The following is an 18,220-nucleotide window of genomic DNA, read 5'->3' as shown; positions in this document are numbered from 1 at the left end:
CACGGAAAATTCCGTTGCGCCCGTCATGCCGCAAATGGGGCGGTCATGGCAAATTTTTTGGGTGACTCGCCCGTTGCGCTGCCCCGCGAACAGGCCAATATGGGCGGCACAACAAATGGAAGGGATTCCCCATGGCAGGCTTTATTTCCGTCCCGACGCTGGAAGGCGACGGCGCATTCGACGCCTATGTGGCCAAGCCGGCAGAGGACGCCACCGCTGCGATCATCGTCATCCAGGAAATTTTCGGCGTGAATGAAGGCATCCGCCGCAAGTGCGACAGCTGGGCCAAGGCGGGCTATGTCGCCTATGCGCCCGATCTGTTCTGGCGGGAAAAGCCGCATGTGGATCTCGACGCCGACGTGCCGGAGGATTTCCAGGCGGCGATCGGCCATATGCAGAAACTCAATCAGGATCAGGCGATCCGCGACCTTGAAGCGACGATCCGGGCGGCGCGCGCGGCTGCGGGCGGCGGCAAGGTCGGGCTGGTCGGCTATTGCCTGGGCGGGCGGCTGGCGTTCATGGCGGCGTGCCGGACGGATGGCGATGCGTTCGTGGCCTATTATGGCGTGGGCATCGACGGATTGCTGGGCGAGCAACATGCGATCGGCAAGCCGACTCTGCTGCATATCCCGACCGCTGACGGCTTCGTTCCGGCCGAAGCACAGGCAGCGATGCACGCCGGGCTGGACGATAATCGCCACCTGACGCTGCACGACTATGACGGGCTGGATCATGGCTTTGCCGCCGAAATGGGCAATCGCCGGGACGAGGCCGCGGCGCAATTGGCGGATAAGCGGACGGCGGATTTCTTCGCCGAGCATCTCGCCTGATGAGCGGCGGGTGGCGCATGGTCGCCCGCAGCCATGGCGGGCCGGAGGTGATAGCGCGGGAGGATTTCGATCCGGGCGCACCGGGTGAAGGCGAATTGCTGGTCGCGCAGGACGCGGTCGGCCTCAACTTTATCGACACCTATTACCGCACCGGCCTCTATCCCGCGCCCCTGCCCGTCCCCTTGGGGTCGGAGGGTGCGGGGCAGATCGTGGCGGTGGGCGCTGGCGTCACCGGCTTTGCTATCGGCGACCGGGTCGGCTGCGCCAGCGGCCTGGGCGCCTATGCCAGCCACCGCATCATCGCCGCCGACAAGGCGGTCAAAATCCCCGATGGCGTATCCAACGAGGATGCCGCGGCGATGATGCTCAAGGGCATGACCGCCTGCTATCTGGCCGAGGATATGATCAGGCTGGAACCCGGACAGGTCGCGCTGGTCCATGCGGCGGCGGGCGGGGTCGGATCGGTGCTGGTGCCGTGGCTGCGCGACAAGGGCGTCATCGTCATCGCCCATTGCGGATCGGCAGAAAAAGCGGCGCTGGTCGATGCCGACCATAGCCTGCACGGACCCTTCGATGGCCTGGCCGCAACCGTGCGCGACCTGACCAGCGGCAAGGGCGTCGATGTCGTCTATGATGGCGTGGGCAAGGATAGCTGGGCTTCCTCGCTCGCCAGCCTCAAACGACGCGGGCTGATGGTCAGCTATGGCAATGCGTCGGGCGCGGTGCCGCCTGTCAGCCTGCTGGAGCTGAGCCGGGGCGGATCGCTCTACGTCACCCGCCCCACCCTGTTCGACTATATCGCGACGCCGCAGGAACTGGCGCACACCGCCGAGCGGCTTTTCGACCGGATGCAACGCGGGGTTGTGAAGGCGGTGATCGGCCAGCGTTTTGCGCTGAGCGATGCGGCGGAAGCGCATCGCGCGCTGGAGGCAAGGGAGACGACCGGGTCGACGGTGTTGATCCCTTAACAACATCCGTTCGCTTCGAGCGAAGTCGAGAAGTGAAAAGCGCCGCGCCAGCGTTTCTCGACTTCGCTCGAAACGACCGGTCGGTAGCGCAGAAACAAAAAGGGGGGGGCGGAACCTGTGTGGTTCCGCCCCCTTTTTGTCGCGTCGCTGCGTCGGGCCTTCAGCCAAACAGCGTCAAAATCCCCACCTGATGATCGACAAAGCCGTCATAGATCATCTTGACCGCGACATAGATGATGACGGCAAGGCCCAGATAGGCGATCCAGCGGAAGCGTTCGATATATTTGGCGATGATGTTCGCCGCGATGCCCATCAGCGCGACCGACAGGATCAGCCCGATGATCAGGATGCCCGGATGGTCCTTGGCCGCGCCAGCGACGGCCAGCACATTGTCCAGGCTCATGCTGACATCGGCAACGGCCACGGCCCAGGCGGCGGCCGCGAAGCTCTTGGCCGGGCGCAGGCCCGATATATCGTCGTCGCTGGTGTCGCCCGGCGTATCCCCGCCCCGCTTGGGGTGAAGCTCCCGCCACATTTTGAAGCTGACCCACAGGAGCAGCAGGCCACCGGCCAGGATCAGGCCGACAATCTGCATCAGCTGGCTGACCACCAGCGCGAAACCGATGCGCAGCACCAGCGCGGCGATGATCCCGATCAGGATCACCTTCTTGCGCTGCGCAGCGGGCAGGCCAGCGGCCAGAGCGCCGACGACGATGGCATTGTCGCCCGCCAGCAAAATGTCGATCATCAGCACCTGACCAAAGGCGGCCAGCGCGCTGGGCGATGTTATATTGCTGAAATCATGGACGATATGCCCCCAGATATCGGCGGGCGAACCCAGACCCTGAGCGGCAGCGGCGGCGGTCGTGAGAAGGTCGAACATAGTGTCGCAGCCCCGCTTACTGGTTCATCGAATCGAAGAAATCTTCGTTGGTCTTGCTGTCCTTCATCTTGTCCAGCAGGAACTCCATCGCGTCGATCGTGCCCATCTGCATCAGGATGCGGCGCAGCACCCACATCTTGCTGAGCTTGGCCTTGTCGACCAGCAATTCTTCCTTGCGGGTACCGGACTTGCCGACGTCCAGCGCCGGGAAGATGCGCTTGTCGGCGACCTTGCGATCCAGCACGATTTCCGAGTTGCCGGTGCCCTTGAATTCTTCGAAAATGACTTCGTCCATGCGGCTGCCGGTGTCGATCAGGGCGGTGGCGATGATCGAGAGCGAGCCGCCCTCCTCAATATTACGCGCAGCGCCGAAGAAGCGCTTGGGCCGCTGGAGCGCGTTGGCGTCCACACCGCCGGTCAGCACCTTGCCCGACGAGGGGACCACCGTGTTGTAGGCGCGGCCCAGACGGGTGATCGAATCGAGCAGGATCACCACATCCTTCTTATGCTCCACCAGGCGCTTGGCCTTTTCGATCACCATTTCGGCGACCTGGACGTGGCGGGTGGCCGGTTCGTCGAAAGTGGAGGAGACGACCTCCCCCTTCACGCTGCGCTGCATGTCGGTGACTTCTTCCGGGCGCTCGTCGATCAGCAGGACGATCAGGAACACTTCGGGATGATTGTCGGTGATGGCCTTGGCGATGTTCTGGAGCATCACCGTCTTGCCGACGCGCGGCGGCGCGACGATCAGCGTGCGCTGGCCCTTGCCCTGGGGCGAGACGATGTCGATGACGCGCGCCGACTTGTCCTTCTGGGTCGGATCATAGGGATCGAGCGTCAGCTTCGATTCGGGATAGAGCGGCGTCAGATTGTCGAAATTGACGCGGTGGCGGACCACATCGGGATCGTCGAAATTGACGGTGTTGAGCTTGACGAGGGCGAAATAGCGCTCGCCATCCTTGGGCGCGCGGATTTCGCCGTCGACCGTGTCACCGGTGCGCAGGCCGAAACGGCGCACCTGATTGGGCGAAACATAGATGTCGTCGGGACCGGCCAGGAAATTGGCCTCCGGGCTGCGCAGGAAGCCGAAGCCATCGGGCAGCACCTCGATCGTGCCTTCGCCCATGATCTGCTCGCCATTTTCGGCCTCGGCCTTCAGGATCGCGAACATCAGATCCTGCTTGCGCAGGGTCGACGCGCCCTCGACGCCCAGTTCCTCTGCCATAGTGACGAGGTCGGCGGGCGCGGTTTTCTTGAGGTCCTTGAGATGCATTGCGAGTCGGTCCGATGACGAGAGGAGAATAGCGCCGGAAACGGCGGGACACAGGCGAGCAGGACGCCGCCAGACGCCTGCCCAGGACAGGCAGGGTCGATAGTGGGCGCATTTAGCGAAGCGGGCCGGTCCAAGTCAAGGCAGGACTGTGCGCGGGACCAGGGAAAATGGCGGCGCAGCGTCGATTCGGGTTAAGGGGTGTCACTGGTGCGACCACCCGGCTTCATGCTATAGTCGTGCCATAAAATCGGGAAAGGATGCGGCAATGGGATGGCACCGGGCGATGCGGCTCACGGGGCTGGCGATCGGCCTGATGACTGCCGGACTGCCGCTGGCCGCGCAGGACATGTCTGCGCTTGATCCGGCCATTCCGCCCGCCATCGTCCGCACCGGCCCCTCGCCCGACGAACGGGTAACGATCCCCATCCATATCGATGGCAAGGGACCGTGGAACTTCATCATCGACACCGGATCGCAACGCACCGTCATCGCCCGCGATCTGGCCGAGCAGCTGGCGCTGTCCCCCCGCGCCAATGTAACGATCCTGAGCATGACCGGCCGGTCGGAGGCCGGGACTGTCGCTGTGCCACGCCTTGGCTTTGGCGGCGGGACGATCGACGATATCGAGGCACCGGTGCTGGAGGGCGAGCATCTGGGCGCACCCGGCCTGCTGGGGCTGGACAGCCTGCACGCCAAGCGGCTGCTGCTCAATTTCCGCACCGGACGGATGGAGATCAGCGCCAGCGGATCGCGCCGCCGCGTGGCGATCGACCCCGATGCAATCGTGGTGGAGGCGCGGCGGCGGCGCGGCCAGCTGATCCTGCTCGATTCCGAGGTGAACGGCATGAAGGTCGCGGTCATGCTGGACACTGGCAGCCATTTCAGCATCGGCAATCTGGCGCTGCGCGACCGGCTGATCGCCAAAAAGCGCGCGCCGGACATGGCAGAAGCGGTCCTGACCAGCGTGACCGGCGGGCAGCTGACGGGCCAAGTCGGGCGGATCAAGTCGGTGCGGATGGGGCGGGTCAACCTGACCCAGGTGCCGGTGCTGTTCGCCGACGCCAGCCCCTTTGCCGAACTGGGGATGAAGGACAAGCCCGCCCTGCTGCTGGGGATCAGCGCGCTGCGCATCTTCGACAAGGTGGCGATCGACTTTGGCCGGGGGAAGGTGGATTTCCTGCTGCCCGATGCCAGTGTGATCAGCCAGACACAGCTGGCGGCGGTTGTGCCGCCGGATACACTGCCCGTTCAATAATCGAGCGAGCGGAGCAAAAACCTCCGTTCGTTTCGAGCGAAGTCGAGAAACGGCAGCGCGCGGTTTCTCGACTTCGCTCGAAACGAACGGATCAAGGTGACGTGATCAAACCCTACGGACTAGGCGCAGGCCGCGAAGGCGGCTGGCGCTGCCGGTCGCGGCCCAGCACATTGTCGATCCATTGCTGGTCGATCCGCTGCGACGACAGTCGATCCTGGGGATCGACCTCCAGATCCTGATCATCGCGCGGGTCCGGGGCGGTCGGGCGGGCGCGCTCGATCGGCAGGCCATTCTCATCCACCATCATGCCGCTGTCGGCACCATTATCGGGGCTGCCATAATAGGCTTCGGCGTCCGGCTCCAATTGCCATTCCGGCAAAGTCACTTCGGTCTCGAACGGTTCGACCGGGCGTTTGGCGACCGCCACCTTCATATAATCGGCAAAGGCGCGGGCTGGCGCGCGGCCACCCTGCAACACGCCGACTGCGCGTGCGTCGTCGCGGCCCATCCATACGCCGGTGGTGACGCCGCTGGAAAAGCCCAGGAACCAGCCATCCTTGTTGCTGCTGGTCGTGCCGGTCTTGCCCGCCACGGGCCGTCCGATCTGCGCCGCCTTGCCAGTGCCGGTGGACACGGCGGTCTGCATCAGGTCTGTCATCCCCGCCGCGACCCAGGGGGCGACCAGCACGCGGCTGGTATCGTCCTGATGCTCATAGAGGGTACGGCCATCCGCTGTCGTTACCTTGGTGATGCCATAGGGGGTGACCGCAATCCCCTTGCGCGCGATCGAGGCGAAGGCGCGGGTCATGTCGATCAAGCGCACGTCCGACGTACCCAGCACCATCGAAGGGTGGGTGTTGATCGGCGTGGTTACGCCAAAGCGGCGCGCCATGTCGGCAACGGTCGGGAAGCCGACCTCCACCCCCAGCTTCGCCGCGACCGTGTTGATCGAATAGGCAAAGGCGGTGCGGATATCGATATCGCCGGAAAAGCGCCCGGAACTGTTGCGCGGCTTCCACCCGTTAATATCGACCGGCTCGTCACTGACGCCGGTGTCGGGGGTATAGCCCGCCTCCAGCGCTGCCATATAGACAAAGATTTTCCACGCCGATCCGGGCTGGCGGGTCGCGGTGGTCGCGCGGTTATAGTTGGACGTCACATAATCGAGACCACCGACCATCGCCCGCACCGCGCCGTCGCGGTCGAGCGACACCAAAGCGCCCTGCGTCCCCGCAGGCACATTGGCCTGGATCGCTGCGGTCGCCGCCTTCTGCATGTTGAGGTCGATGGTGGTATAGACTTCCAGCGGCTCGTTCGGCTCGTCCATCAGCACGTCAAGCTGGGGCAGCGCCCAGTCGGTGAAGTAGCGCACGCTGTTCTGCGGCGGTTCGGGGGCCAGCTTGACCCCGTCTATGTCGGCTGCCGCGCGCTCCGACGCGCTGATCACGCCATTGTCGCGCATCAGGTCCAGCACCACGCCCGCACGGCCGATCGCGGCGTCCGCGTCGGCGGTGGGCGAGTAGCTCGACGGCGCCTTGACCAGGCCCGCGATGATCGCGGCTTCGGGCAGGTTCAGTGTCGTGGCGGGATGGCCGAAAAATTTGCGGCTGGCAGCGTCGATGCCATAGGCGCCACCGCCGAAATAGACCTTGTTCAGATAGAGTTCGAGGATCTGGCGCTTGGAGAATTTGCGCTCCAGCGCCATCGCCAGCACCATTTCCCGCACCTTGCGGCCCCAGCTATAGCTGTTGTTGAGGAAAATGTTGCGCGTCACCTGCTGGGTGATGGTGGACGCACCCTGCCAGCGGCGACCCTTGCCGCGATTTTCCACCGCGACCCAGGCAGCGCGCGCCATGCCGATCGGGTCGACGCCGGGGTGGAGGTAGAAACGCTTGTCCTCGGTCGAGATCATCGCGTCGACCATGACCTTGGGAATCTGGTCATAATCCATCCAGCGCCCGAAACTTGGCCCCAGCGATACGATGACGCTGCCATCGGCGGCGTGGACGCGGATCATCTGGCCATTGGGGGAGGATTTGAGGCTGTCATAGTCGGGCAACGACTGCATTGCGATGACGACGGCGATCACCACCGCCAGCAGCCCGGCGACCCCGGCCGCGACGCTGATCTTCAGGCCGCGAACCAGCCATCGCTTCGCCTTGCCCGGCGTGCCCTTGCTCTTGCCTGATCCTGCCATCTGTGCGCCCCGGATACCCGCTAATCCCGGCCCCGGCCAGCGTGTTTCATGCGCCCTGCCCGGAAAATTGCCGTGACCGTCTCCATGAAGATCACCGCTTTACATGGCATGAACGGTTATTCTTCCTCGCGCGGCTTGAAGTCGAGCGAGGCGCTGTTCATGCAATAGCGCAGGCCATTGACGCCCGGACCATCGGGGAACACATGGCCCAGATGCCCTTCGCAGGTGGCGCAGCGCACTTCGGTGCGGATCATGCCATGGCTGGCGTCGCGAATTTCCTCGACCGCGTCGATGTCCACCGGCGCTGTAAAGCTGGGCCAGCCCGACCCGCTGTCATATTTTTCTTCCGCGTCGAACAATTCCGCGCCGCAGCCAGCGCAATAATAGACGCCGTCGGCCTTGTTGCTGTTGAGTTTGCCGGTAAAGGCCCGTTCCGTCCCGCCCTCGCGCAACACATGATAGCGTTCGGGGGATAGGCGGTCGCGCCATTCGGCGTCGGTCAGGTTGAGCTTGTCCATGGCCGCAATATGGGCGCAGGCAGCGCGCCGATCAAGCGCCTGCGATACGGGTGAGGCGCATCGCCAGACGCGCCGCGCCCGGCGTCGCCGCCAGCAGACGGAGCAGCCCCGGCCTGCGCCCCAACGCCCGAAATCCCGCCGCCGCGCGCAGCGGCAGCAACGCCCGCCGGGCAAAATCGCGCTGATATCGCGCCGCGCCCTCGCGCCCCGCTCCCTGCCACTGCGCCACCGCCGCCTCTGCACTGGCCAGCGCGATGCCGATCCCCTCCCCGGCCAGCGAAGGGATCACCGCCGCCTGATCGCCCAGCCGGTAGAGACCCGGCCAGCTGGTCGTCGCGCGCCAGCCATAGGGAACGTCGCCGATCGCATCGACAGGCGCATCACCCGGCACATCCCCCAACCGATCCGCCAGTGCGGGGGCCTGATCGGCCAGTTGCGCGATCAACGCCATCGGACGCCCGCCCGCCGCTGCCAAGGCGCTCTTGCGCATCGCCATGCACAGATTGGCGCTGCCATCCTCCTGCAACAACAGGCCGACATAGCCGCCATCGACCCAGTGGAGTTCGATCCGGCCACCGATCAGCCGATGCCGCGTCGCACTGGGCGGCAGGCGAAGGCGCAACCCCAGCTCCGGGTCCGCCCCGCCATGGGGCCGCGCCGCCCCGCGCAGGTCATGCTTGCCGCTCGCCAGGAACAGGCTGTCCCAGTCGATCGCGTCGCCATCATCCATCATGATGGTGGTGGACGACAGCGTCCGCACCGCATGGCCGAGGCGGAACGTCACCCCCGCATCCTGCGCAGCGGCGCGCAACAGCGTATCGAGCCGGTGCCGCGACAGGCCCATGCCCGGCGCGGGGAGCGGCAGGACGATCTCCTGCCCACCCGCAAACAGCGCCAGCCTGTCGATCCTGTGGCCACCCAGCGCTACCGGCTCAATCCCCAGCGCCGCGATCTGCGCGACCGTCGCCCAGCTGAGAAACCCGCCACATAGCGCATCACCCGGCACGACCTGCCGATCGATCAACAGCGGTGCCGCCCCTGCCCGCGCCAGCCGCATCGCCACTGCTGCGCCAGCCGGGCCTGCCCCGATGATTATCGGCACCGGGATACACACAGCCGGAAGGGAAAGACGCGCTCTATTCGCGCCTCGCTTATATGCGCTGCGGCCAGCATCGTCCGCCATTCGTCCGCCACGAAGCTGCGCGCGATCGAGAGTTGCCCATCCTGCCGCACGATCGGATGCACAAGCAGCAGCCGGGCCAGTAATGGATAGCCATGATAGGCGAAACCATGGCGGTGCAGGTCGTTGACGAACCAGCCCATGCGCGCCTGATCCTCCATGAAGCGCAGGAACGCCAGCCGCTCCGCATCATCCATATGGTGCGTCACCAGGCTGGAAATGATGATGTCCCATGGTTCATGCGCCAGCGCGGCCCCAAGCGCCGCATAGTCGCCGGTGCGATAGTCGATCGCCATGGCCGGGTCGGTGTGCGCCTGCGCCACGGCCTGACTGCGTGCATTGAGATCGATACCCACCAGTTCGCAGGCCATGCCGCGCCGTTTCGCCCATCGCGCGATCTGCCGCAACATCCCGCCATCGCCATAGCCAACGTCGAGCAGCCGAAACGGCCCGGTCGCTGCGCGATCGAGAAAGCCAAGCGTCGGTCGCGCCGCCAGCGTCACCCGGTTGACCCGGTCGAGATCGACCAGCACCCGCGCATAGATATCGGCAGGCAGATCGACCGCGTCCATCTGTTCCTGGGCCAGCGACCGCTTCATGGCGTTTCGCGACGAAAGGTCAGCCCCTCCGCCGCCAGCCCCGGTCCGAAGGCGAGCGCGATCCCCTGCCCGGTCTCGCCGCCCGCCAATATCCGCGCCAGCACGAACATCAAAGTCGCCGACGACATATTGCCAAAGGCGCGCAGCACCGCCCGGCTATGCTCCAGCGCGTCCGGCGCGAGATCCAGCGCCCGCGCCACCGCGTCGAGGATGGAGCGTCCCCCGGCATGGACCGCCCACAGATCGACGCTTTCGGCAGGCACCGGCAGCGTCACCGTCCCCGCCAGAGCCTGCGCGATCGCGCCCGGCACTTCGCCCGACAAATGCATGGCAAAACCATGGTCGCCCAGATCCCAGCGGATGAGGCCCGCCGTATCCGGCACCGTCATGGCAAAGGGTTGCCCAAGCGCAATCCCGCCCGGCCCGCCGCTTACCAAGGCCGCCGCCGCGCCATCGCCAAATTGCAGCATCGCCAGCAACGGCTCGACCCGCGCATCGTCCTGCAAATGCAGGCTGCTCAGTTCCACGCACACCACCAGCACCCGCGCGCCCGGTTCCGACCGCACGATGTGCCGGGCGGAGCGCAGCGCGACGATCGCGGCATAACAGCCCATATAGCCAACCATCAGCCGCTCGACCGAAGGGGCCAGCCCCAGCAGCGTAATCAGCCGCTGGTCGATCCCCGGCGCAGTAAAGCCGGTGCAGCTGGCGACCACCAGATGGGTGATGCCGTCGATCGCGACCTGCTCCCCCAACGCCGACACAGCCCGCGCGGCCAATAGCGGCGCTTCGTCGGCATAAATGGCCATGCGCTGCGCCGTGGTCGGCCACGCCGCGCCATAAAATCCGCCCTGCGCGGTCGGCGATTCCAGCACCGACCAGCGATGCGCAATCCCGCTGCGCTGCGCCATGCGCACGAACAGCGCCCGCTCTCGCCGGTCGGCAATGCGCGCACCTGCCCAGTCGATAAAGGCCGGGTGGACGTCAGTCATGGGAACAGCGGTGCCGATGGCGTGGATGGTGGCGGTGGACGAAATGATGCGCTGCCTTTGTTGCGCGCTGGCGCGGTGGCCCGGTCCTGCCATCCGTGTCGCGACCTGTTTAGCCGTCAAAGCGCCTGTCGCCGCCTATCGTTCCCGCGCCGCCTGCCGCGCGATCGTCAGCAGTTCGTGCCGGACCAGCAGGTCGCCGGTCCCCCTGCCCGATCGTGTGGCGCGCTCGGCCTGCGCCAGCCGCTGTATGACGCGGGCGATGCCGGTCGCGTCCCACAGCCGCACCTGCCGCGTCACCACGCCCTTTTCCTTCCAGAATACCGCCTTGCCTGCCGCCTCGACCGCGCCCTCCAGCCGTCCGCTACTGTCGAAATCGGCGCGGATATTGGCCAGCAGCATGGCGCGGGTCAGCAGCGGGCGGATGACCGACGCCATGCTCGCGCCAACCTCCGACAGGCTGGTCAGTTCGCGGTGCATGGCCTTAAGGTCACCCCCCAGCACGGCGTTGACCAGCGGCGCAACCTCCGTATCGGGATTGTCAGCCGACAGCGCATCCAGCGCTTCGGCCGTCGCCTCACGCGGACGGTCCGGCGCGGCGTCGAGATAGAGGATCAGCTTCTCCACCTCGCCGCTCATCAGCGCCCGGTCGCCGTTGGCCAGATCGACGATCCGCCGCGCCAGTTCGGTCGACAGCCGCAGCCCGCCCTCGCGCGCGATGCCGATGGCAATCTGCTCCGATTCGCGCGCATCGGGCTGGTAGGAGACGAAGGCGAGCGTCGCCTTGTGATCCAGCGCCAGCTTGAGCAGCTTCGACGTGGCTTTCAGCGCGCCCGCCACCGCGATGACGGGATTGCCCGCCGCTTCGGCCTCCAGCAGCGCGGTCAGCGCGGGCAGCGATTCCTCGCCCATGCCATGGACGCGAATCCAGCGCTTGTCGCCAAACATGGAAAAGGACGCGGCTTCATCGGACAGGCGGGCCGGATCATCGCGCAGGGTCGATCCGTCCAGGTCCACCCGCTCCGCCCCCGGTCCCATCGCCCGCTCCAGCCGCCGGACCAGCGCCTGGCTGGCCGCTTCGTCCGGGCCATAGAGCAGGATGAAGCGCAGCGCTGCCGATGGCGCGTCGAGCGCCTTTTCGATCTGGCCGCGATTGGCCTTCAAGGGGTGCGATCCCGGTTGGCATAAAGGGCCAGCCGCGCGATGATCTGGTCCGCCACCGTCTGGGACAGGCGTTCCAGCGCCGTATCTTCCGCCGCGATCGTGGCAAATTCGCTGGAGGTGACGTCGATGCCCGCGTCCGACCCGGCGCTGTCGTCCAGCAATTGCGCGCCCGTCGCCTCATCCACCAGCTGATAGCGCGCGCGCAAGGTGCGGCGTTCGCGGGTGACGGCAGCGTCGGACCGCAGACCGAAGCCGGTAATCTGGTCGTCCAGCTTGACCACAAGCTTGTAGCGCGGCCCGGACCCGCCCTGCTGCATCGCGGCCAGCCGGTCGTTGAGCGCGTTGCGCATCAACCAGCCATTCTTGCCCGCAATCGGCTGCACCTCGACATGGCCCAACGCCTGTGCCACCGTCCCGTTCGCGCCCCCGCCATAGACCGGGCGCAGGCCACAGGCGGTGAGCAGGAGCGGGACGGCGAGGAGGGGGATGATGCGCTTCATGACCTGAACCCTTAAACCCTCCATCGTTCCTGCGAAAGCGGGATTGACGTGTTGTTGGCATAGCAAGTTGCCATGATCATGACCGATAAGACCCCTCCCCCTTTGAGGGGGAGGTTGGGTGGGGGTGTGCTGCCGCCAGTGTGGACGCGCGGCTTCGCCTTGCTCCCCCTCCCCCGACCCCTCCCCGCCGGGGAGGGGGGCCGCAATCATCGCACCTTGTTGTTAGATAACCAGATTCACCAGACGATCCGGCACGACGATGATCTTCTTGGGCGTCGCCCCGTCGAGGATGCGGACCACATTGGGCGCGGCCAGCGCCAGCCGCTCCAGCTCTTGCCTGTCGGTCCCCTTGGGCACGGTGATGGTGTCGCGCAGCTTGCCCATCACCTGGCAGGCGATGGTCACTTCATCATCCACCAGCAGCGCCGGATCGACTGCGGGCCATGCCGCATCGGCGATCAGGCCGGTTTCGCCCATGTCGGCCCAGGCCTCCTCCGCCAGATGCGGCGTCATCGGCGCGACCAGCAGCGCCAGCGCGCGGATCGCGGCATTGCGCGACGCGGACGGCGCGGCCTTCTCCACCGCATTGGCCAGTTCGTAAATCTTGGCGACCGCCTTGTTGAAGGACAGTGCCTCAATATCCTTGGCGATCCCGTCGATGGTCTGATGCAGCTTGCGGTCGAGTGCCTTCTCCGCCCCTTCCGCCCCGGCCTCGATCTGCCCGAACAGGCGCCACAAGCGGTTGACGAAGCGCCACGATCCCTCGATCCCGCTTTCGGTCCAGGGCAGGTCGCGTTCGGGCGGGCTGTCGGACAGCATGAACCAGCGCACCGCATCCGCGCCATATTGGGCGATGATGTCATCGGGATCGACGACATTCTTCTTGGACTTGGACATTTTGACGACCCGGCCGACCTCGACCGGTGCCTTGTCCGCGATCAGGGTCGCGCCGTCGGCTGCGCGTTCAATCTCGCCCGGCGCGAAATAGACCGGCGGCAGGCCGTCGCCCTGTTCGCGGCTATAGGTCTCATGCGTCACCATCCCCTGCGTGAACAGGCCGGTGAACGGCTCGGCAAAGCCCAATTGCCCCATATGCTGGAGCGCGCGCGTCCAGAAGCGCGCGTAGAGCAGGTGCAGGATCGCATGTTCGACCCCGCCAATATATTGGCCGACCGGCAGCCATTTTTCGACCGTTTCCCGGTCGAACGGCTTGTCCTTGGGCTGGCTGGCGAAGCGGATGAAATACCAGCTTGAATCGGCGAACGTGTCCAGCGTGTCGGTTTCCCGCACCGCCGCCTTGCCGCACGCCGGGCACTCCACATGCTTCCAGGTCGGATGGCGGTCGAGCGGATTGCCCGGAATGTCGAAGGTCACATCGTCGGGCAGCACGACGGGCAGCTGCGCCTTTGGCACCGGCACCACGCCGCAGCCATCGCAATGGATCACCGGGATCGGCGTCCCCCAATAACGCTGGCGCGACACGCCCCAGTCGCGCAGGCGGAACACCGTCTTGCCCGCGCCCCAGCCTTCGCCTTGCGCGCGGGCGATGACGGCGGCCTTGGCCTCCTCGACCGCCATGCCATTGAGGAAGCGGCTGTTCACCAGCCTGCCCGGCCCGACATAGGCTTCATTGTGGATCGGCGCAGTTTCATCGCCCTCGGCCGCGACGACGCGCTCGACCGGCAACATATATTTGCGCGCAAAATCCAGGTCGCGCTGGTCGTGCGCGGGCACGCCCATCACAGCGCCGGTGCCATAGTCCATCAGCACGAAATTAGCGATGAACACCGGCAACTGCCAGTCGGGATCGAACGGATGGGTGACGGTCAGGCCTGTGTCGAAACCCAGCTTCTCCGCCGTCTCCAGCTCCGCTGCCGTAGTCCCGCCCGCCTTGCACAGGTCGATAAAGGCCTGCGCCTGCGCATTGTCCGCCGCCACGGCCTGCGCCACGGGATGGTCCGCCGCGATCGCCACGAAGCTCGCCCCGAAAATCGTGTCGGGCCGGGTCGAATAGACTTCGATCGCTTGATCGAACGGCGCGACCGGCTGAAACTTGAATTGCAGCCCGACCGACTTGCCGATCCAGTTTTCCTGCATCGTCCGCACTTTTTCGGGCCACTGGTCGAGGCCTTTCAGTCCCTCCAGCAGATCGTCGGCGAATTGGGTGATTTTCAGGAACCATTGGGACAGTTTGCGCTTCTCGACCGTCGCGCCCGACCGCCAGCCCTTGCCGTCGATCACCTGTTCGTTCGCCAGCACGGTCATGTCGACCGGGTCCCAATTGACCGCCGACTCCTTGCGATAGACCAGCCCCGCGTCCAGCATGTCCAGAAACAGCGCCTGTTCATGGCCATAATAATCGGGGTGGCAGGTCGCCAGTTCGCGGCTCCAGTCCAGCGCAAAGCCCAGTTTCTTGAGCTGCGCTTTCATGTTGGCGATATTCTCATAGGTCCATTTGCCCGGATGAACCTTTTTCTCCATCGCGGCATTTTCGGCCGGCATCCCGAAGGCGTCCCAGCCCATCGGGTGCAGCACTTCATGGCCCGTCATCCGGCGGAATCGCGCCAGCACGTCGCCCATGGAATAGTTGCGGACATGGCCGATATGGATGCGCCCGGACGGATAGGGAAACATCTCCAGCACATAGGATCGCGGCTTGGGCGACGCATCGTCCGCCCGAAAGCTCTGCTTCTCGTCCCAGATCGCCTGCCAGCGGGCGTCGGCCTCCAGCGGATTGAAGCGCCTTTGCATGATTATCCTGTTCCCTCACATCCGTTCGCCCTGAGCGAAGTCGAAGGGCACGCCAGAACGAAGTGAAGGCACTTCGCTTCGTTCGGCGGAAGGCTTCGACTTCGCTCAGCCCGAACGGAAAAAATAGTCCGATGTTTAGCCCGCAATCGCGGTGCGGCGCAGGTCGCGGGCCTTGGTCAGGATGACCTCTTCCAGCTTCTGCACGGTCGCAGCCTGCACCGGCGCGTCGATCCACTGGCCGCCCTGGCTCACCTGACGGCTGGCCGCAACGCGCAGCGCGTCGGCGCGCAGATCCTGGTCCAGGATCGATACGGTCAGCTTCATCCGCTCATTGGGGCTGTTGGGGTTGGCATACCAGTCGGTGACGATCACGCCGCCGTTGGAATCGGTCTGCACCATCGGCATGAAGGACAAAGTATCCAGGCTCGCGCGCCACAGATAGGCGTTGACGCCGATCGTGGTCACCTTCGACGCGGCCAGATCCGCCTTGGGCCGGTCCTTGGACCCGCCACCACAGGCGGCCAGCGGCAACAGGGCGGTCAGCAGCATTGCGGCGGAAACGGAACGGAAAAGGCGGCTGGCCATCAGGCATGTCCTAGCTGAAAAGACGAAAAAAGCTCGCGCCTTCTATAGTGGCACCGCGCGCAGGAGCAAGGGGGAGCAAGGCGCGGCGGGCAGGCCCGCGCGCGATCGGGCGCAATCGATCGCAAACGGGCATGGATCATTGCGGCGCGCCTGTGTGTTCCGTGCAACAGCTCAGACAAAAAGGGGGATATCATGGGGGTGGCACTAGCCAGTGGCGGCTTTGGGCGTGTAGAGCGTTATGGACTATAAGTCGGTGGGGAAAGAATCGAGTCATGCGTGTGAATAGGGGACATTTGGCATTGGCGGGCGCGGCGGTTGCCGTGGCTGGCTTCATGCTGTCTCCTGCCATCGGCGCAGCGACCGATCTGGTGCGTATGCAATCGCCGGTGTCGCTCGGCGCACTGGGCAGCATCTCCTCCTTCACGCCCACGACCAAAGACCCGCGCCTTGCCGCCGCCTATGCAAAGATTGCCGCGTCGGCCAGCCGTCAGGGCTTCCGCTTCACGCCCACCAGCGGCTCGCTCAGCGGCCAGCGCGCAATCACCGTGATGGTGCGCGCGGGCGGCAATGATCGGGTTGCGGTGAACAGCACCCTGACCCCGGTCAATATCGCCCCGGTCGCTTTCAGCCTGAACGGCGCCCATGGCTGGCGCAAGTTCGCCCTGCCCGAAGCGGTTGGCCGCAAGGCGCTTGATCCGGTGGCGGTCGAAACCATGGTCGATGCCAAGAATTTCTCGCTGGATAGCAGCAAGAAGGATCGTTTCAGCACCAAGATGCTGATCGAAACCCGCCGCGACGCCATCGCCGCGACGCGAGGGCCTGCGGCTGACAAGGATTATTCGCTGGATCTCGCCAGCTCCTATTCGCTGACGCGCAACCTGAACGTCACTGCGGGCGTGCGCTACAACAATAGCGTCGCAGGCCGCCTGACCCCGATGACCGACGACCGTCAGGACAGCCAGGCCGTCTATCTGGGCACTGTGTTCAAATTCTGATCGGCTGAAAGGCTGGGATTGCGGAACGTCGAGTATACTGCCTGATCGCGTTAAAAGTCGATGTCTCGAAAAGGCAGACTTCTCCGCCGCCGTCATCCCGGACTTGATCCGGGATCCATTCACGCAAGCGTTGCGATTGTGCGTGAAGAAGGCGCCAATGACTCCTGACGTTAGCTACGCTGCCCTTCGGGTCGTCAGGATGACGGCGGTTGTCGGTAGGCAATGACATTTGCGGCCTTTTCAGCACGCTCTGCTCTGTCCTCTTTGCTGCCATTCAAAATGGCTGTAGCGTGACACGATGTGGAAGCGCGTTCTGCCCATTGCCTTGGCATTAATCGTTGGCTTAGCGGCTGGCTGGTTCCTCAGAGGAGAGGTTGCCATAGACACTTGCTTGGACATGGGTGGGAAATGGTGGGAGCCGGGCCTTTGTCGCGACGCCACTAATTTTCTTCTAAATTAGTGACGAGCGTCCTCGACCATTTGCAGTCATCCATAGTTACCAAGGCCAAGCCCGATAGCGGACCTCCCAAAGGTCGGCTAAGGATCCGGCATGGAGAAAACCAACTATTCGGGAATGACGTTGAACGAACGCTTGTTTGCAGCGGGCATCCTTGATGAGTTCGACGCAGCAATCGACGAAAAGAGTAGGGAAAGGGTAGTTGAACTACTCGGCGCGGTCGAGGTCGACAATCCTCACGGAATAGCCAATAGTCTACTTGGTCCAGCCTATGAATGTTGGTTTTGTGGCGAAGGTATTGAGCAGAATGGTCGTCAGGCGTTAGCCATTGGTCTTAGCGATCTCTGGTCCGATCAATGTGACGAACCGCCGACACAAATAATCTACGCCCATTTCGACTGCGCGCAAAAGCGCATGGAGGGATCGTCGATGGCTTTGGAGCAAGACGTTTTGTTTCCGTCTGTTCCCGACACCTGACAATCCGCAATCCACCCCAATTCGCCGCTCACTCCCCAGCCAACCCATCAATCGCCGCCCATCCCGCAGCCCCGATGCCGCGCAACATCCGGCCATGCTCCCGCGTCATGCCACCCAGCGCAACAACCGGCATCATCGCCCCCCGCGCCAGGGCCGCAAACCGCACCCGGCCAAGACTCGCCCCACCCGGATGTGACCGCGTAGGAAACAAGGGCGACAGCAACACCATATCCGCCCCGCCCCGCCCCGCCGCCACCATCTCCCGCGCGTCATGCACTGGCGCGCTGTGCCGCATCGGTCGCCCTGCCCGGCGCGCGTCGCGCCCGTGCCAGCCATCCGCTGCCCAAGCCGCCGCCTGCCGCGCCGTCCCCGCCAGCATCAGCACCAGCCGCCGCCGCCGCGCGATCGCCCGGACCGCATCGAACAGCGCCCGCCGCACCCCCGAATCCGTCCGGTAATGCCGAAAGATGATCCCCGCCCGCCCCCTGGGCAGCCGCGCCACTGCCGCCAGCAAAGCGGCGTCGCCGATCCGCTCGTCGGTCATCAACCAGATCAGGGGCATATTTTTGCGGTGGCGACAGGTCATGACCCTGCCCTAT

At 64.9% G+C, this 18,220-nt stretch carries 17 protein-coding genes; 5 read left to right on the top strand and 12 right to left on the bottom strand.

Annotated features, from left to right (window positions below):
* The first annotated feature begins 131 nt into the window (after positions 1-131).
* Together D0Z70_RS00780 and D0Z70_RS00775 are read left to right on the top strand one after the other, a co-directional pair.
* On the top strand, positions 132-830 hold the full coding sequence (locus D0Z70_RS00780; RefSeq protein ID WP_119743523.1) for a dienelactone hydrolase family protein: 699 nt from the start codon (positions 132-134) through the stop codon (positions 828-830).
* Positions 830-1,798: a quinone oxidoreductase family protein gene (locus D0Z70_RS00775; protein WP_182913797.1), complete on the top strand. Its 969-nt coding sequence runs from the start codon at positions 830-832 to the stop codon at positions 1,796-1,798. Before D0Z70_RS00780 ends, D0Z70_RS00775 begins: the two co-directional genes overlap by 1 nt.
* Positions 1,799-1,958: 160 nt before the next feature.
* Here the strand turns inward: D0Z70_RS00775 and D0Z70_RS00770 are convergent, their stop codons facing one another.
* Both D0Z70_RS00770 and rho read right to left on the bottom strand, forming a co-directional pair.
* Positions 1,959-2,681: a YjbE family putative metal transport protein gene (locus D0Z70_RS00770; RefSeq protein WP_119743522.1), complete on the bottom strand. Its 723-nt coding sequence runs from the start codon at positions 2,679-2,681 to the stop codon at positions 1,959-1,961.
* 16 nt (positions 2,682-2,697) lie between these two features.
* Positions 2,698-3,954, bottom strand: a complete 1,257-nt coding sequence (gene rho, locus D0Z70_RS00765) for a transcription termination factor Rho (protein WP_119743521.1) — start codon at positions 3,952-3,954, stop codon at positions 2,698-2,700.
* Positions 3,955-4,219: 265 nt separating this feature from the next.
* Between rho and D0Z70_RS00760 the strand changes: the two genes are divergently transcribed.
* The gene (locus tag D0Z70_RS00760) at positions 4,220-5,209 is read left to right on the top strand and encodes a retroviral-like aspartic protease family protein (protein ID WP_119743520.1); all 990 of its coding nucleotides are present in this window, start codon (positions 4,220-4,222) and stop codon (positions 5,207-5,209) included.
* Positions 5,210-5,321: 112 nt separating this feature from the next.
* On the opposite strand, the gene D0Z70_RS00755 is transcribed toward D0Z70_RS00760, so the two are convergent.
* The 9 genes from D0Z70_RS00755 to D0Z70_RS00715 form a co-directional block, all read right to left on the bottom strand.
* The gene (locus D0Z70_RS00755; protein WP_119743519.1) at positions 5,322-7,406 is read right to left on the bottom strand and encodes a transglycosylase domain-containing protein; all 2,085 of its coding nucleotides are present in this window, start codon (positions 7,404-7,406) and stop codon (positions 5,322-5,324) included.
* Between the two features lie 116 nt (positions 7,407-7,522).
* Positions 7,523-7,924 (bottom strand): peptide-methionine (R)-S-oxide reductase MsrB, encoded by a 402-nt coding sequence (gene msrB, locus D0Z70_RS00750; protein WP_119743518.1) that lies wholly within the window; start codon positions 7,922-7,924, stop codon positions 7,523-7,525.
* A 31-nt stretch (positions 7,925-7,955) separates the two neighbouring features.
* On the bottom strand, positions 7,956-9,026 hold the full coding sequence (locus tag D0Z70_RS00745; protein WP_239018761.1) for an NAD(P)/FAD-dependent oxidoreductase: 1,071 nt from the start codon (positions 9,024-9,026) through the stop codon (positions 7,956-7,958).
* Complete coding sequence (locus D0Z70_RS00740) at positions 9,017-9,703, bottom strand: methyltransferase domain-containing protein (RefSeq protein ID WP_119743516.1); 687 nt, start codon at positions 9,701-9,703, stop codon at positions 9,017-9,019. Before D0Z70_RS00740 ends, D0Z70_RS00745 begins: the two co-directional genes overlap by 10 nt.
* Positions 9,700-10,788 (bottom strand): type III polyketide synthase, encoded by a 1,089-nt coding sequence (locus D0Z70_RS00735; protein ID WP_119743515.1) that lies wholly within the window; start codon positions 10,786-10,788, stop codon positions 9,700-9,702. The genes D0Z70_RS00740 and D0Z70_RS00735 overlap by 4 nt, the downstream gene beginning before the upstream one ends.
* Before the next feature lie 42 nt (positions 10,789-10,830).
* Positions 10,831-11,856, bottom strand: a complete 1,026-nt coding sequence (gene holA, locus D0Z70_RS00730; RefSeq protein ID WP_119743514.1) for a DNA polymerase III subunit delta — start codon at positions 11,854-11,856, stop codon at positions 10,831-10,833.
* Positions 11,853-12,356 (bottom strand): LPS assembly lipoprotein LptE, encoded by a 504-nt coding sequence (lptE, locus tag D0Z70_RS00725; RefSeq protein WP_119743513.1) that lies wholly within the window; start codon positions 12,354-12,356, stop codon positions 11,853-11,855. Before lptE ends, holA begins: the two co-directional genes overlap by 4 nt.
* A gap of 222 nt (positions 12,357-12,578) precedes the next feature.
* Positions 12,579-15,107, bottom strand: a complete 2,529-nt coding sequence (gene leuS / locus D0Z70_RS00720; protein ID WP_119743512.1) for a leucine--tRNA ligase — start codon at positions 15,105-15,107, stop codon at positions 12,579-12,581.
* 135 nt (positions 15,108-15,242) lie between these two features.
* Complete coding sequence (locus D0Z70_RS00715; protein ID WP_119743511.1) at positions 15,243-15,692, bottom strand: DUF3576 domain-containing protein; 450 nt, start codon at positions 15,690-15,692, stop codon at positions 15,243-15,245.
* A 272-nt stretch (positions 15,693-15,964) separates the two neighbouring features.
* On the opposite strand from D0Z70_RS00715, the gene D0Z70_RS00710 reads away from it, so the two are divergent.
* On the top strand, positions 15,965-16,687 hold the full coding sequence (locus D0Z70_RS00710) for a hypothetical protein (RefSeq protein ID WP_119743510.1): 723 nt from the start codon (positions 15,965-15,967) through the stop codon (positions 16,685-16,687).
* Positions 16,688-17,237: 550 nt separating this feature from the next.
* Positions 17,238-17,621 (top strand): hypothetical protein, encoded by a 384-nt coding sequence (locus D0Z70_RS00705; RefSeq protein WP_119743509.1) that lies wholly within the window; start codon positions 17,238-17,240, stop codon positions 17,619-17,621.
* Between the two features lie 28 nt (positions 17,622-17,649).
* Here the strand turns inward: D0Z70_RS00705 and D0Z70_RS00700 are convergent, their stop codons facing one another.
* A complete protein-coding gene (locus D0Z70_RS00700; RefSeq protein ID WP_119743508.1) occupies positions 17,650-18,207 on the bottom strand; it encodes a thiamine phosphate synthase in 558 nt (185 codons plus the stop codon).
* Between the last annotated feature and the right edge of the window lie 13 nt (positions 18,208-18,220).

This window comes from Sphingobium terrigena (genome assembly GCF_003591655.1).
Classification (GTDB): Bacteria; Pseudomonadota; Alphaproteobacteria; order Sphingomonadales; family Sphingomonadaceae; genus Sphingobium; species Sphingobium terrigena.
This window is presented reverse-complemented; position numbering and strand designations above follow the sequence as displayed.

Excerpts from the sequence above, each read along its gene's own strand:
- D0Z70_RS00780 (WP_119743523.1), top strand. The coding sequence starts at position 132 with ATGGCAGGCTTTATTTCCGTCCCGACGCTGGAAGGCGACGGCGCATTC.
- D0Z70_RS00775 (WP_182913797.1), top strand. The coding sequence starts at position 830 with ATGAGCGGCGGGTGGCGCATGGTCGCCCGCAGCCATGGCGGGCCGGAG.
- D0Z70_RS00770 (WP_119743522.1), bottom strand. The coding sequence starts at position 2,681 with ATGTTCGACCTTCTCACGACCGCCGCCGCTGCCGCTCAGGGTCTGGGT.
- rho (WP_119743521.1), bottom strand. The coding sequence starts at position 3,954 with ATGCATCTCAAGGACCTCAAGAAAACCGCGCCCGCCGACCTCGTCACT.
- D0Z70_RS00760 (WP_119743520.1), top strand. The coding sequence starts at position 4,220 with ATGGGATGGCACCGGGCGATGCGGCTCACGGGGCTGGCGATCGGCCTG.
- D0Z70_RS00755 (WP_119743519.1), bottom strand. The coding sequence starts at position 7,406 with ATGGCAGGATCAGGCAAGAGCAAGGGCACGCCGGGCAAGGCGAAGCGA.
- msrB (WP_119743518.1), bottom strand. The coding sequence starts at position 7,924 with ATGGACAAGCTCAACCTGACCGACGCCGAATGGCGCGACCGCCTATCC.
- D0Z70_RS00740 (WP_119743516.1), bottom strand. The coding sequence starts at position 9,703 with ATGAAGCGGTCGCTGGCCCAGGAACAGATGGACGCGGTCGATCTGCCT.
- D0Z70_RS00735 (WP_119743515.1), bottom strand. The coding sequence starts at position 10,788 with ATGGCAGGACCGGGCCACCGCGCCAGCGCGCAACAAAGGCAGCGCATC.
- lptE (WP_119743513.1), bottom strand. The coding sequence starts at position 12,356 with ATGAAGCGCATCATCCCCCTCCTCGCCGTCCCGCTCCTGCTCACCGCC.
- leuS (WP_119743512.1), bottom strand. The coding sequence starts at position 15,107 with ATGCAAAGGCGCTTCAATCCGCTGGAGGCCGACGCCCGCTGGCAGGCG.
- D0Z70_RS00715 (WP_119743511.1), bottom strand. The coding sequence starts at position 15,692 with ATGGCCAGCCGCCTTTTCCGTTCCGTTTCCGCCGCAATGCTGCTGACC.
- D0Z70_RS00710 (WP_119743510.1), top strand. The coding sequence starts at position 15,965 with ATGCGTGTGAATAGGGGACATTTGGCATTGGCGGGCGCGGCGGTTGCC.
- D0Z70_RS00705 (WP_119743509.1), top strand. The coding sequence starts at position 17,238 with ATGGAGAAAACCAACTATTCGGGAATGACGTTGAACGAACGCTTGTTT.
- D0Z70_RS00700 (WP_119743508.1), bottom strand. The coding sequence starts at position 18,207 with ATGACCTGTCGCCACCGCAAAAATATGCCCCTGATCTGGTTGATGACC.